This is a genomic window from Pelagibacterium sp. (assembly GCF_048264985.1).
Classification (GTDB): Bacteria; Pseudomonadota; Alphaproteobacteria; order Rhizobiales; family Devosiaceae; genus Pelagibacterium.
In genome coordinates this window covers 1145976-1159979 of the sequence record NZ_JBLXCL010000001.1, presented here as the reverse complement: position 1 = coordinate 1159979, position 14004 = coordinate 1145976, and the positions used below count along the sequence as shown (strand labels likewise).

Sequence of the window (14004 nt, the reverse complement as noted above, 5' to 3'; positions counted from 1 at the left end):
GGGGTCCCGCCCAATATGGGCGGGACCGCATCATTGCAATGCAGAAACACGGTCTTCCATCAATTCCGGAGAGACTTCACCGGCGTAGACCGCCGATACAATGCCATCGGAGTTTATAAACAGTGTGGCCGGCAAACCGCGTGCATCATAATTGCGCGACACGGCCCAGGTTGGGTCAAGAATCACGTGCTCTAGAGACAGGTTTTGATATGCCAGAAACGCTTCTATGTCGTCGGCACCTTCGCCCTGATTGACGAATACGAAATTCACACCAGGATTTTCCCGTGCAGCCTCGGCAAACATTGGCATTTCGCGCACACATGGGGGACACCAACTTGCCCACAGGTTGATGACCATCGGTTCACCTCTGAACTGGGCGAGGTTTATTCTTTCACCTTCGATGGTCATAAGTGCCGTACGTGGCAGTGGCGCGCCCGTGGTCTGCTGCACGAGAAGTAGCGCTCCACCCCAGATGCCAAATCCGACAATGGTGGCCGCAATCGTACTTGCAAGTAGCGGTAGCTTGCGGACCTGCAAGGCGAGGGCCAAAGCGATGCCGAGTATGCCTCCCCAGACATTGAAGCCGCCTTGCCATACGTAGAACACGCGCAACGGCTCAGCCATGAAGCTCTCAGCGTGCACAAGGATGTGCACGAGGCGCGCGCCGACGATCCCGCTCAGTATGACCGATATCGCGAGATCGCTGGCCGGGCGCTTGAGGAGGCGCCCCACCACAAGCATGGCTATAAAAAAACCTGCGATGCCGAGGATGGCTGCAAACCGGTCTGCAGTGAACATCAACGGTCCTATAGTGACGGCGTTCACTAAAGTAGCCCTGCCGTCGCCGCCATTTCACGAAAATCGCTAACGCTGGTTTCCCCAATCAGCCGCGTGCCTTCGACCTCAGTGGCCTGTCGGTCGACATAGAGCATGGTTGGCGGCCCGAAAACGTCGAGAACCTGCATAACTATCTGATCGTTCGGCGAATTCTCTGTGACATCAACTTTGATGATTGCGGTTTCGGAAAGTCCGGCAAGTGCTGTCGGATTGTCCCAGATTTCACGTTCGATTACGGCGCAGGAAATGCACCAATCGGCGGTAAAATAGACGATCCTGTGCTGCCCATTCGTGCTCGCGATAGCATCGGACAGTCCATCTAACCCTGCAACGTTCAAAGTCTGAGTGTCGCTCGCTAGCGGTGCCGGAGCAATGCCATGCAGCGGATCGAGCGGGCTCCTGGCGCCAGTCGCGGCGCCAAATCCCAGAACACCGCCATAGGCAAGAGCCGCAATGCCCAAAACGCCGCCAGCCACGCGCCAGCCTGACCGCATGTCGGGCACCGTCCATAGCAGATAAACTGCGATTGCGAACGCAAGGCCAGCCCAGAGCGCAAGAGAGATGGAACCAGGCAATGCACGTTCAAGCATCCATATGGAGGCTGCGATGAAGACAAAGCCGAAGGCATGCTTTACCCGTTCCATCCACGCCCCAGCACGTGGCAACGCCTTGCCCCCAACTGTGCCGAAAACAATGAGCGGGATCCCCTTGCCCAACCCCAGAGCGAAGAGTGCCGACGCACCCAGGGCCGCATCGCCAGTCTGAGCGATATAAATCAGCGCTGCCGCAAGCGGGGCGGTCACACACGGCCCGACGATCAAAGCTGATAGAAAGCCCATCACTCCTGCCCCGGCATGACCGCCGCCACCAGAATGGCGTGAAATGAAAGTCATCCAGGAACTTGGAAGCTGCAACTCGAAGGCGCCAAACATTGACGTTGCGAGCACCGCAAACAAGATCGCAACACCCCATACCGCCCAAGGCGATTGCAATGCCATTTGAAGGTTCTGTCCGGACCATGCCGCTGCGAGACCAAGGAGCCCGAAAGCCATGGCCATACCCAGCACATAGGTCAACGATATCGTGAATGCCCTTGGCGTGGACAGCGTCCGGCCCGACTGGGTCAATGTGCCAGCAAGGATCGGGTACATTGGGAACACACAGGGGGTGAAGGCCAAGGCTACACCAAACACCAAGAAACCACCGACAACGAACAGCACCCCGCCCTGTTCCACAAGATCAGAGAGCAACGATCCACCTGTATCTTGGGCTATCTTGATCGGCGAGACTACGGCATTCGCGTCTTCGGCCCCCAGCATGGCGAAGCCAAGATTGTCCGACAGTGAGAGTGAAGCGACGTCCAGCGAGCGATTGACGGGGGGATAACAGATACTGCCGTCCTTGCACCCCTGATAACTGATCGACAGCGTCTTGGCGTCAGTGGCCGGCAAGGTGACTGAGAAATCATCCCAGAGCGTTTCAGTGGTGCCGAACGTCGGGTCCTCATAGATCTGACCGGTGGGCAGTTCGAGAGCAAGCTCCTCGCCACCTTCTCCGCTGACAGCAATCCTGTCATTGTAGAGATAGTAGCCCTGTTCGATTGAAAAACTGAGCGAGATTGTGTCGCCGACATCGGAAACGTCCAGGCCAAATGCCTCCTCGACGCGCAAAGGAGCATCCTGGGCGGAAGCAAAGCCGGCTAGAAGAAGCAAAGGCAGTAAGAGGACGAACCGCAACACGGACATAAACAAGAACTCCGGACTGTTATTTGCGCGCTGATTGGGCAAGCGAGCTTAAGCCGAACTTAAGAGTCGGACAGCGGCAACATGACACGAACCAACAGCCCGTGGGGCGCGACATTTTCGATCTTGAGACTGCCACGGGCCCGCTGGGCCGCCGCGTCTGCGATCGAAAGGCCAAGACCGCTGCCTGAAGGGGTCTTGTTGCGACCGCGGAAAAACCGATCCTTTGCCTGGGCGATTTCCTTTTCCGGCATGCCTGGCCCCTCATCTCTCACTTCGATAACGCCCATGCCTTGGCTGACTGCAAACGCGAGAGTGATGGTGCCGCATTGTGGTGAGTGCGCAATGGCATTTTCCATAACGTTGCGAAAGATGAGATCGAAATCGACTGGTGAAATCGAAAATCTGGCGTCTTTGAGCGCGTCCAGTCCTCTAAAATGCAGATGTGGCGAGACCTGAAGCGTCGAAAGCAGCGATGTAACTGCCTTGCCGGCATCGACCACCTCACCGGTCTCAGCCTCGGCCGGTGCTTCCACCGAAGCAATGGCTAGGAGCTGGCCCACCATACGCGCCGTGCGATCGACACCAGATACGATCTGTTCGAGCGCCTTGCGCTGGACCTGGGGATCGTCGCTCCGAATAGCAATTTGGGCCTGGGTCTTGAGCCCTGTCAGCGGCGTTCGCAATTCGTGCGCCGCGAAGGCGGTGAAATTGCGCTCACGCTCGCGCGCCTGGTCGACACGGGAAAACAATGCATTGAGCGCAGTAATCATGGGCCGGATTTCATCCGGCCCCTCACTTTCAATTGGGTCGAGTTCATCAGCTCGGCGCATTGCGAGATTGCCGGCGACTCGGTCCAGCGGCAATAGCCCGCGATTTACGCTAACCAGGATCAGCACGGCCATCAACGGAAGCACGAGGCCAGCCGGAACGATCAACCCGGTAATGACATCCCCCACCAACCGCTCACGCAGGTCGATGCTGTCGCCAACCAAAACTCTTATCCCCGTTTCCGGATCTGAAACTGCGAACACGCGCCAGCGTTCGCCGTCAATTTCCGTGTCGGCAAATCCATTCTCATGGCCCGACAGGGCTGTTGCCGGAGCGCCGTCGGAGCGTCCGACTAGATTTCCGTCAAACGACCAAAGCTGACACGACAGCTGGTGGTCATAGGAAATTTCAGATGGCACTGGCTTCATGCCGTCAATCATATCCTGCGTGTCGGCTACCGTGATTTCCCGGCTTGAGACAAGAGAGGAGACCATGCGGCCGGCTTCACTCAAACGCGCGTCCAGAACGCGCTCGACCTCGCTCCGCGTACTCATGTAGATCCAGCCCGCAGCCGTGAGCCAGACCAAACCGGTCGCGACCATGAGGATGACAACGAGGCGACCACGGATCGTGCTCATGAGCAGCGTCCCATGCGGTAACCGACACCCCTTACCGTCTCTATGGCGGACCGACCTATTTTTTGTCGCAAGTGGTGGATATGGACCTCAATCGCGTTGCTTTCGACGTCCTCTTGCCAGCCATATAGCTTTTCCTCCAAGCCGGACTTCGACTGAATGATTTCGGGCGACTGCATTAGCGCGTGCAGCACCGAAAACTCCCGCCGAGAAAGCGCCACCAGCTCGTCGCCGACGGCGACTTGCATGCTGGCAGGGTCCAGCGTGATGGCCCGCCAGACCAGATGGGCGCTGGCATGCCCATTTGAACGACGCACCAACGCGCGCAAGCGCGCTGCCAATTCATCGAGATCAAAAGGCTTGCCCAGATAGTCATCGGCGCCAGCATCTAGCCCCGAGATGCGATCCGACACACTGTCGCGCGCTGTCAACAGGAGCACTGCCTGTCGATCACCGTTTGCGCGCAGCTCCGCCAGCAGGTCTGTCCCCATGCCGTCAGGCAACATGACATCTAGCACCACGGCGGAAAAGCCACCGGCAGCAAGCGCGGCACGCGCTTCATCGAGTGTCGCAGCGCTTTCGACGGAAAACCCGGCCAGACTCAATCCGGTGACCAGGCCGTCATTGAGGATTACATCGTCTTCAACCACCAGTATGCGCAAATTTGTCTCCTGTCTGCGCGTCTCGATCCGCTTTGAGAATGGCAGTCTTAAGGCTGGCTTAAGGTACCCGCTTAGGCTGCAGCGCTAAATTGACTGGAGACCCCAATGCCAAAGCCCATGACCCGACGCGATGCTGCAAAACTTGCCCTCATTGCCCCATTCGCGGCAGTCACCGCATATGCCACGCCAGCCACCAGTCAGGAGCAGGATCTACCGCCCGACCTGGAAGCCATGTTTGGCTCCCCTGATACGCCGACGTTTGGCGCTACGGATGCTAATCTGACCATTGTCGCCTTCCTCGATTACAATTGCCCTTTCTGCAAGCAGAGCGCTCCGCATCTCAAGGCGCTTCGGGAAAGCGATTCCAATCTCACGGTGATGTACAAGGATTGGCCCATTCTCTCGGCGGCTTCAGTCTATGGCGGTCAGGCCGCCCTGGCTGCCCACCGGAACGGCCAGTATCTTGAGGCGCATGAAGCGCTCATGTCCATTCCGGGCGGCCGGATCACTGAAGCTGAAATGCGAGAGGCGCTGGAAGGATCTCCTGTGGACATGCGAAAAGTGGATACGATCATCGAAAACGAAGGCGACGCTCTGCTCGACCAATTGCGGCGCAATCTCGCCGAAGCTGACCAAGTTGGCATTACAGGTACACCTGCCTATTTTATCGGACCATATTTCGTCGGCGGTGCACTCGATCTCGGCCAGTTTCGCGAAATTGTAGCGTCCGCTCGGTTCGAATTGGGGATGTAGCTCCCTGCGCTCAGCCCAGAGCCTTTACCCAATACAAAAGGGCCGCAGTCGCGGCCCTTTCAAGTACGTTGACTATCAGAGCTACTGATCGGCTGCTTCGCCGCCCGTGACGCTCGACACATAATAGGCCAGTGCAGCAACCTCATCGTCCGATAACGCTGTGTAGGGCTGCATCGGGCCTACACCCAGCGTTACCGCAAGCCGCACCTGATCGACTGACGGCTTGAGATCATCCAGTATCGGACCGATGCCACCGTCTGTCCCGGCATCAGCCAGGGTGTGACACAGGCCGCAGGCCGGCTCCGCACTTTCGAGAAAGACCGTACGGCCAAGCTCAAGCATTTCATCGTCGGACTGAGCGAACGCGGTCGGTGCAGCAAGCGAGAGGAGGATTGCCGCACATGCACCGACGCGCGAAATTGTGTTGAACATCTAGGTTGTCTTTCGTTTTCTAGCTGATAGTGACGTCAATGCCCGGCGCGCGCCAGCCGTTGTGATTATAGCCGGATTGGTTGGGTTCAGGCGCTTCGGGCTGCTGATTGCCCTGGTTATCGGTTGCTCGGCTGACAATGCGGTAAGTGCCTGGCGCAAGTTCTTTGGGCAGCACGAAGGGACGCCAAGCGTACTGTCCAAGATCCGGGCCGACAAACTGCGCAGCTTCCCAGGTTTCCCCGCCATCGAGCGAAACTTCAACGCTGTCTACGGCATTGACTCCACCGAATGCGAGGCCAGTAATCTGGTGCATACCTGATGTCGAATGTTCAAGGGGACCGGTAATCCAGGATTTAACTTCCATCTGCCAAACCGAAGGATACTCGGGCGAACCGCTCTCCCCTAACGGGACCAAGCGGTAGCGCTGGCGCTGGATCAAGGCATCGGTTTCGACCTCCGTCATCGCAACGCGCTTGATGTACTTGACGTTGTTCACCCCGGTGAAGCCTGGCACGATCATGCGCAGTGGGCCGCCGTGAGCGAGCGAAATCGGCTCACCATTCATGTCCCAGGCAAGCAGAATGTTGTCGAGAGCGTCGAGCGGAACCGAACGCTCAACGATCACGTCCGCAGCATTGAGACCTTCGGGAATTTCCTCGCCGCCGGTACCGGTAACGAACTGCGCGCCATCAACAACGCCGCCCATGTTTTCTACGACCGTACGCAACGGCACACCAGTCCACATCACGCAGCCTGCGGCGCCAGTCTGCCATTGTGTGCCACTGGTTTCATGCTCATAGAACGCACGACCGTTGCCGGAGCACTGTAGAACCATGGCAACTGTTTCAACGCCCATCTTCTTGAGTTCACCCACAGTCAGGGTGCCGGGTGTGCTCACACCCTCGATCGAAACTTCCCACGCGTCGCGGTCCGCCACGATGCTCTCGTCGGGTGAAGTAACGTTGTTGCGCACATAAAGCTGATGTTCAGTGGTGATTGGCTGTACACCGAACACTTCACGCTTGGTTTCGATTGTATTGTTGGAATGAATTATGAGCGCGTCGGCGTCCTTGAAGTCCACATATTGCGGCAAAGGGCTGGCGTCAGCCTCTTGAGCCGAAACATTGAAGCCCGTGGCCATTACTGCAGCAGCGCCGGCGCTGCCTGCCAAAAGATGGCGACGGCGCAGATCGATTTTTTCCATGTCCGGGATCCTCCCTCAAATTCGGCGCACGATTGCGCACTTGTGAGAGAAGAGACGAGCAGCGGCTGCGCTTTATTCCATCATCGACGAAATAAACTTGCCTGCTACCCCACGCAGCTGGTGCGTGGAAATTCAACACCGGCGACGAGAGGTGCAAAGTCAGGCTTTGTAATGCTTTCGAGTGCATCAGCGATGGCTGCGAACCGTTCTGGATCCATTGCGCGCGCCACCACCACAGAGACACCATCAGCGATATCCCAGTGTGCAGACAGCAAGCCAGCCTCTTCTGACACAAACGGGACGGCCTCACGAGCTTCAAAAGGGATAGTGAAAACGCTGACACGGCAACCGTTGGGACCGGCATATCCGTGATGTCGGATATCGATACTGCCAGGCATGACGCGGACTTCATCCACAATCAGTTGCAACCCGGCCCGTCGAAACAATTCGGTCTCAGGTGCGGACGCTGGGAGAAACGGACCATTGAGTCCAGACTCTGCAAAGCCATCATGAACGGCCACCATCTGGCTGGCCAAACCTGTTCCGGGCGCCCGAGCAACGCCGAGCCAGGCCGCTGCTAGCGTTGCTGAAACAACGATAACGATAAGCGCAGCCGCAATTGCCGCGCCAAAGGGCAACACGCTGCGCCGTCGTACGGCCAGATCTTCTTGTGCCCAGTCACCCCGCATTGCCGCGACGTCGCGCTTGAGGTCACGCAAGTCGGATACCTGGCGATGCAGATTAGGGTCGTCGGCGAGCGCGGCTTGAACGAATTTCTGAGTTTCGGTATCGAGTTCGCCGTCAACATAGGCGCTCAGCGTATCAAAATTGATGGACATGTCAGCGCTCACAGCGACCTTCTGGGACGGGACAGTGGAACCACCGCATCGCCGGATAACAATTGGAACAGGCTCTGTCTCGCCCGCGAGACACGACTCATTACTGTGCCTCTTGGGATGGACAAAAGTTCGCCGGTTTCCTCGTAGCTAAAACCAGCAATGTCAACCAGAGCGAGCACTTCCTGGTGCTCAACAGAAAGAAAGGCAAATGCCTCCCGCACTGCATAATTGCGTTCGGTCGTCGCTTCACCCGCTTCACCGGCCTCGCCATTGGCGAATTGGTCGTAAAGACGGACACGCCTGGCATGGGAACGAGAGCGGTCGATCCAGAGGTTGCGAATGATTTTGAAGAGCCAAGCGCGGAATGCAGGATCGGCCGCGGGAACATCGCCTGCTGACATGGCACGGACCATTGTTTCCTGAAACAAGTCTCTGGCCTCATCGCGGTCGCGAGTCAGCGCAAAAGCGTAGCGCATCAGACGCTCGCGCACTGGATAAAGGCGTTGCTCGAACGGTAAGCTTGTCACCCTGAAATCCTGCACAAAAACGATGCTCCTCCGCACCTCAATGGGAGGGTAATCAATCGGCCAAATAAAATCGAGTTCTTCTGCACTGACCCTTCACATTGTCGCTTTGGCAAATGTATGCCCACCGCAGAGGCGGCGATCTCTACGAGCATACGAACTGCTCACACATCGGTTTTCCGAGCTGCTAATACCGCAATTGCAATGGATGTGAACCTGGTATCTCAACAATTGCGCAAGCGTCGTGCTTCATGCAAAAAGACACGCTGGGTCGACTTGTCGTCCCGAAAACACGGGGATCTACAAATGATTACGTTTATACCGGTTATATTGCCCATCTTGCCTTCGGCGATCGCTCATCCGTGGCTGAGAGCGCTCGTTCAGGCCAGCTTCTGGTTGCACTGACGCACTAGAAGGCGTGAAGTGTGACCGGTATGGTTTCGAGCGGTGCGCTCAGCGCAGTCTCTAAACGCTCGGCTTTTGGCCCCTGCCCTTCAATGCCTGCCTTGCCGGCCAACGCAGCGTGCAGCGCAAAAGGCGGCAGCAGGAAGACGAACAAAAAAGCCCAAAGAGGGTAACGCATAACCCGAGTTCTCCAACCCCAGCGAAAGCGATGAGGTGGGGCTACCAATACGCCCAATGAACCAACGGGCGTTTTAGGAAATAGGTTGCATTTTATCTTGCGATGCAGGCGGAGCGAGCAACAGCTGCGTTTCGCGTAGAGCTGTTTCCCCAAAAGCTATCGAGAGCACTGACTCCAGAGTCAGGTAGGATCGAACAAGTCTGAAGAGAATGTACTCAGGCAGTCCGATCAATGCACCGACACGCCCGTTGGCCAAGGCGGCAAAGCCAGCCATCAGCGCTGGCGCGCCCATGACCACGGCAAATACCGCCTGTACGGTAAGAGGACTTTGCGGATTGAATCCAGCAAAAAAGTAAAGGGCGCCAAAGATCACCAAAGGCACGGTCATTGCCCGTCGGCCGGAGTTTAGCAGCATGAACGGCAATATGATTTTACCGCGCACTGACGGCATCCAGCCGTCAAGATAGTCGCGATTGCGCGATGAGACATGATAGACCGAACGGAACCATCGCATCCGCTGTTCGCGCAAGTGTTTCCAACTTGCAGGCACCTCTGAAACGTATGTTATCGTCGGATCGCCAACGACGCGATAGCCCATCTCGCCGATACGCAGCGACATGTCGGTATCTTCCCCGTTCATACCGCCGGTAAAACCGCCAACGTCCCGGACTGCCTGGGTGCGATAAACTGCCAGCATGCCCGGAACGCCCACCACTGCATTCACAGCGCTATAGGCAACCTGATAATAGCCATGTTTGAGCAAGGTTTCGAGATTTCGGGCCCTATCGAACTTGCCAGTGCCGGGTGCTATTGGCAGTCCGCCCACCACACCGACGTCGTGACGCCAAAAATGCCGCACTGCCCGCCGAACCGATGTAGGCGACACCTGTGTATCCGCATCGATGCGAATGACGATCTCAGTCTGGGTCTGCGCGATGCCCTCATTGAGCGCGTTAGATTTGCCGGGCACTGGGACATCGACCACACGACCGCGCAAGTTCGGCATTTGCGCAAAACTCTCGGCTGCAATTTGAGCTGTGTTATCGGTGGAACAGTTGTCAAGCACCAGTACGTGGACATCGCCTTGATACTGGGCTGCCGCCTCCTCAAGTGCGGCCAGGGTACGAGGCAGTATATGCGCCTCATTATGGGCCGGTATAATCACAGTGACTTGCGGCGCATAATCTGGCTTGCGCCGAAGCATGGCGCCAACCGTACCAACTACATAGAGTATGAAAAACAGCACGGGAAGAAACAAGAACACGCCCGGCCCTGTGCCGCCAAGCAGAGCGACAGAGCGCAAATCTCCAACCAATGGAAGCTCAAGAGTATCGATCCATAGCGACAGGCCGATCGCCACGCCCACAGCCAACACGATCATAACAAATGAGGTAGCCTTGAAGCGCACGCTAAATGGCGCAAACGCAGCACGCCGCGGCATTGTGCCCTGGTCGAGCAGGCGGATCGAAAAAATATAGAAACCGAACAGGCCCGACAGGATCTCAACAACGTGAATCGAATAGACAAAGCCTGTCAGCCGGTAGGCAGCGATGTTTACAAGGTCGAACGCTGCGCAGATCACCAGGTAGTAAAGCGTGACCTCAAGAAAAAAGCGCAATCGCTGGGGCGCCCTGGCCCCGACGACTGCCGAAAACGCTACGAAGAACGAGACCATGAAAATCCGCAGCGGAATTGAGTGAACACCGAGATAAGGTGAAAACACAACATCGCCATTTGGGAAGATCGATGCCATTGGCTCGGCATTGATCAGGGCCAGAAGTGTCGAAGCGACGGCTGTAAAAATTGCCAGCAGCGCCGGCGCGGCCCAGACCGAAAGTGGCCGCGTCAGCTTGGCCGGTGAGCTATCCACCGACCAGTAATTGTGATCACTTGATGTACGATGGAGCATGCTATCGGTCGATCAGCATAACCGCGGCGTCGTCATCCAGATGTTCGATGAGTCCGCTGGTTCGCGGGTCCGAAAGGGCAATCAAGGTCGGATCGACATCTTGATTTGGCACGACGAGCCAGATTGTCTGCGTATCGGCACTAAACGCGCCGGCAAGACGCAGGGCGGATTTCAGGGCTGCTACGGTGGTCAGTTCAATGCGCGCAGAGGCTTCCTCAGCCTCAGTTCCGAAAACCACTTCGCTCTCGACTGGCAAAAACGCGCCGAGCACGCTGGCAGCCGTGCGACCCGCACCTTGCGATAGCGGCGTCATGACATTGAGGCCGATTATCTTGTCATCGGCCAGCGCCCGCACCATCTGGGGCCAACCTTCGCTTGGTTGAGCACCCTGCGGCGTCAATCGCGATGTCGGCAACAATTGTGCCTGTGCATCGGGTCCGACCCGGCAGATGGACTCATTGGGGCTGGTATCAATCAGCTCAAGAAGGACTGCGTTGGACAGTGCCTGGATATCGGCTGGCAATGCAACCGACAACGAAATCGTGTCCCCCTGCCCATCGAAACGCCTGGTTTCTAGCAGGTGACCATTGAGTGATACGCGCACTACCCACTCGTTGCCCGGCGCAAGCGTCGAGGTTTTGAGGTCAATGGCAAAACGGCGCGGCATCAAGCCATCGGGCAGATCGGCAAGGCTGTAAGGGACCGTCCAGCGTCGGGAGCCTCGGAAATTCTTGAGCAAAGTTTCGGCGTTCAGCTGGTCGACCGTAATGGGCCAAGCTCGCGGCGCGGGCGCTGCCGTACCAGACATCCTTGCGGCGCGCAGCGCGTCAGTACCGTTTGCGGCTGCGACGACTATTCTGCCTGCTGCATCAAGGGTCAGCGACGAGCCTGCCGATTGAGCCATAACCAGATCGGGCGCCTTATCGTCGGTCGCGAAGCGGACCGCCATACCTTTGCGGGCAAGATCCTGCCTCGCCCAAATGGCAAGCGCCTGGGACTCGGTATCGCTTCCGAATGCCATCCGAGCAGGATCGGCCATTGTGGCGATACGAACTGCGCGGGTATCAATCGGATCATCTGTAAACAGCGACAGGCCGCTATCTGCGCTCAGGGTGATGGCAGCGCCCGAGTTCGTCGCATCGGCGGGGCATATCTGGCCGCCACTCGTCGTGCCGCGGCCCTCAAGGGTGACGATCAATGCATCCGAGAGCAAATCATCCTCACGCAACGCAATTTCGATTTCATGGCGCGAGCGGCCCGGATCAAGCACGACTTCGCCGCGACGAATACCGTCGAGGCTCACAGTGACGCGCCCGTCACCATCCTCGCTCAATTGCGAATCGAGCGCGATCTTGAGTGTCCCCGAGGAGAGTTTGACTCCCGAAGGCAAAGCAAATCTCAGTTCGGCGGAATCAGGAAATCCAGCAAGCCCGACCCACTGATCGACATTTGGACGCGCGATCCAGATTTCCGTTCCAGATCCGCTTTCGACTGGATCCGGAGCGGGCTTGGAAAACTTCAGGCTCGGGAGATCGGAGGTGTCTACGGCCGATGTCAAGCGCGTCAGCACGTCGCTATCACGAGTATAGGCGATAGCCACACCTACGATAACAAAGCTCAGGATCGCTATAAACAGCAGCCGCAGGAAGTCCTTCATTCCGCAGCAACCCTTGAAGCAACAAGAAGCGGATCATCCCCCTGAACCGGGCCTTTCCAAAGCGCCGTTGCGGGAACGGTGGCCAGATTTGCACGATCAAGAAAACGCAGCGCAATATCGACGGTTTCGGTCAGCAGGGCATCGCGTAGCATTATCGGCTGCAACCCCAGGTTTTTGAAAGTTGCATTAGAAACGGCGAGGTCGTTCTCGGCAGCTTCGACGCGCGGGTTATCGACGAAGTCGATTTCTGCACCGGTCAGTTCAGCCACCAAGCGGGCCAAATCGCGGACGCGATGAGTCTCTGCTACCTGATTGATGATCCGCACGGCGTCGCCCGAAGCGGGCGGGCTGCCCAGTGCCAGTGCGATGCACCGAACGGTATCCTGAATGTTGATGAAGGCTCGCGTCTGGCCGCCAGTCCCGTGAACGGTCAAGGGATGCCCAGCCGCAGCCTGCATCAAGAACCGATTGAGGACGGTACCGTAGTCTCCGTCATAATCAAAACGGTTGATGAGGGCAGGATCAAGGCGCGTCTCTTCAGTTTGCGTACCCCACACAATGCCCTGATGAAGGTCAGTGATCTTGAGGCCATCGTTGCGAGCGTAGAACTGGAACATCAACTGATCCATGGACTTGGTCAGATGATAAATGCTGCCGGGTTTTGTTGGATAAAGGATCGAGCGTGGATAACGGGTGCCGTCCGGCCCTTCGACGGTTACGTCGAGATAGCCTTCGGGAATCTCCAGCCCGTCGCCATCATAACCGTAGACCCCCATGGTCCCGAGGTGAACGAGATGGGTATCGAGTCGAAGTTCAGCGATCGCCGCAAGGACGTTGTGTGTGCCGTTGATATTGTTATCGACGGTGTACGTCTTGCGTGCAGCGTCACGCATGGAATATGGAGCGGCGCGCTGTTCGGCGAAGTGAACGATCGCATCGGGCTTAACCGTTGCCAGGAGGCGGCGTAACTCCGTGTAGTTCTGCGCAACATCGAGTTCTACTACGTCGATGTCATGCCCACTCACCTTCTTCCAGCTGTCCAGACGCTTATCGATATTGGCGATTGGCGTCAGGCTGGGCGCACCTAAGTCTTCAGCAATGCGTCGACGCACGAAATTGTCGACGATAACAACATGGTACCCCTTGGCGGAAAGATGAAGGGAAGTGGGCCAGCCGCAAAAGCCATCGCCACCGAGAACAAGTACCGTTTTAGACATAGATGGGCCTTCCATCGCCAAGCCTTCCGACTCCGCGAATTACAATTCTTCTATCGGTTTTTTGCTGCCCCCCAAGACCCGTCGACATCCATCGACGGCACGCTTTTAACCGCAACCAACCCGGTACATACGAAATGTGCGATTTAACTCAAGTTAGCTTTTTGTGAACGGTACGTTCTCATACGCGATCAAATCGTCAAATAATTGCGAACAAAAAAAAAGGCGCTACCGGATGGTAG

The 14004-nt window shown here is 57.0% G+C and carries 13 protein-coding genes; 1 reads left to right on the top strand and 12 read right to left on the bottom strand.

Features of this window, described 5'->3' with window-relative positions:
• Nucleotides 1-30 precede the first annotated feature (30 nt).
• The 4 genes from ACN0TA_RS05710 to ACN0TA_RS05695 are packed head-to-tail and all read right to left on the bottom strand — an operon-like array spanning nt 31 to nt 4647.
• Nucleotides 31-798 (bottom strand): prolipoprotein diacylglyceryl transferase family protein, encoded by a 768-nt coding sequence (locus ACN0TA_RS05710; protein ID WP_417580693.1) that lies wholly within the window; start codon nt 796-798, stop codon nt 31-33.
• A 26-nt stretch (nt 799-824) separates the two neighbouring features.
• On the bottom strand, nt 825-2582 hold the full coding sequence (gene dsbD, locus ACN0TA_RS05705; RefSeq protein WP_417580691.1) for a protein-disulfide reductase DsbD: 1758 nt from the start codon (nt 2580-2582) through the stop codon (nt 825-827).
• 59 nt (nt 2583-2641) lie between these two features.
• Nucleotides 2642-3988 carry an ATP-binding protein gene (locus ACN0TA_RS05700; RefSeq protein ID WP_417580689.1) on the bottom strand — a complete coding sequence of 449 codons (1347 nt, stop codon included), beginning with the start codon at nt 3986-3988 and terminating at the stop codon, nt 2642-2644.
• A complete protein-coding gene (locus ACN0TA_RS05695) occupies nt 3985-4647 on the bottom strand; it encodes a response regulator (RefSeq protein ID WP_417580687.1) in 663 nt (220 codons plus the stop codon). Before ACN0TA_RS05695 ends, ACN0TA_RS05700 begins: the two co-directional genes overlap by 4 nt.
• A gap of 105 nt (nt 4648-4752) precedes the next feature.
• Between ACN0TA_RS05695 and ACN0TA_RS05690 the strand changes: the two genes are divergently transcribed.
• Nucleotides 4753-5400 carry a DsbA family protein gene (locus tag ACN0TA_RS05690; protein WP_417580685.1) on the top strand — a complete coding sequence of 216 codons (648 nt, stop codon included), beginning with the start codon at nt 4753-4755 and terminating at the stop codon, nt 5398-5400.
• 81 nt (nt 5401-5481) lie between these two features.
• On the opposite strand, the gene ACN0TA_RS05685 is transcribed toward ACN0TA_RS05690, so the two are convergent.
• From ACN0TA_RS05685 to ACN0TA_RS05650, 8 genes are all read right to left on the bottom strand, one after another.
• Complete coding sequence (locus ACN0TA_RS05685; RefSeq protein ID WP_417580683.1) at nt 5482-5832, bottom strand: c-type cytochrome; 351 nt, start codon at nt 5830-5832, stop codon at nt 5482-5484.
• Between the two features lie 19 nt (nt 5833-5851).
• Nucleotides 5852-7036, bottom strand: a complete 1185-nt coding sequence (locus ACN0TA_RS05680; protein WP_417580681.1) for a sulfite oxidase — start codon at nt 7034-7036, stop codon at nt 5852-5854.
• Between the two features lie 104 nt (nt 7037-7140).
• Nucleotides 7141-7875 (bottom strand): anti-sigma factor family protein, encoded by a 735-nt coding sequence (locus ACN0TA_RS05675; protein WP_417580679.1) that lies wholly within the window; start codon nt 7873-7875, stop codon nt 7141-7143.
• An 8-nt stretch (nt 7876-7883) separates the two neighbouring features.
• Nucleotides 7884-8402 (bottom strand): RNA polymerase sigma factor, encoded by a 519-nt coding sequence (locus ACN0TA_RS05670; protein ID WP_417580677.1) that lies wholly within the window; start codon nt 8400-8402, stop codon nt 7884-7886.
• 406 nt (nt 8403-8808) lie between these two features.
• Nucleotides 8809-8982, bottom strand: coding sequence for a hypothetical protein (locus ACN0TA_RS05665; protein WP_417580675.1), 174 nt, complete (start codon nt 8980-8982; stop codon nt 8809-8811).
• A gap of 73 nt (nt 8983-9055) precedes the next feature.
• Nucleotides 9056-10891: a glycosyltransferase gene (locus tag ACN0TA_RS05660; RefSeq protein ID WP_417580673.1), complete on the bottom strand. Its 1836-nt coding sequence runs from the start codon at nt 10889-10891 to the stop codon at nt 9056-9058.
• A gap of 1 nt (nt 10892) precedes the next feature.
• Complete coding sequence (locus ACN0TA_RS05655) at nt 10893-12548, bottom strand: hypothetical protein (RefSeq protein ID WP_417580671.1); 1656 nt, start codon at nt 12546-12548, stop codon at nt 10893-10895.
• Entirely contained in the window at nt 12545-13765 is a 1221-nt protein-coding gene (locus tag ACN0TA_RS05650) for an NAD-dependent epimerase/dehydratase family protein (protein ID WP_417580669.1), read from the bottom strand. Before ACN0TA_RS05650 ends, ACN0TA_RS05655 begins: the two co-directional genes overlap by 4 nt.
• Nucleotides 13766-14004 lie beyond the last annotated feature (239 nt).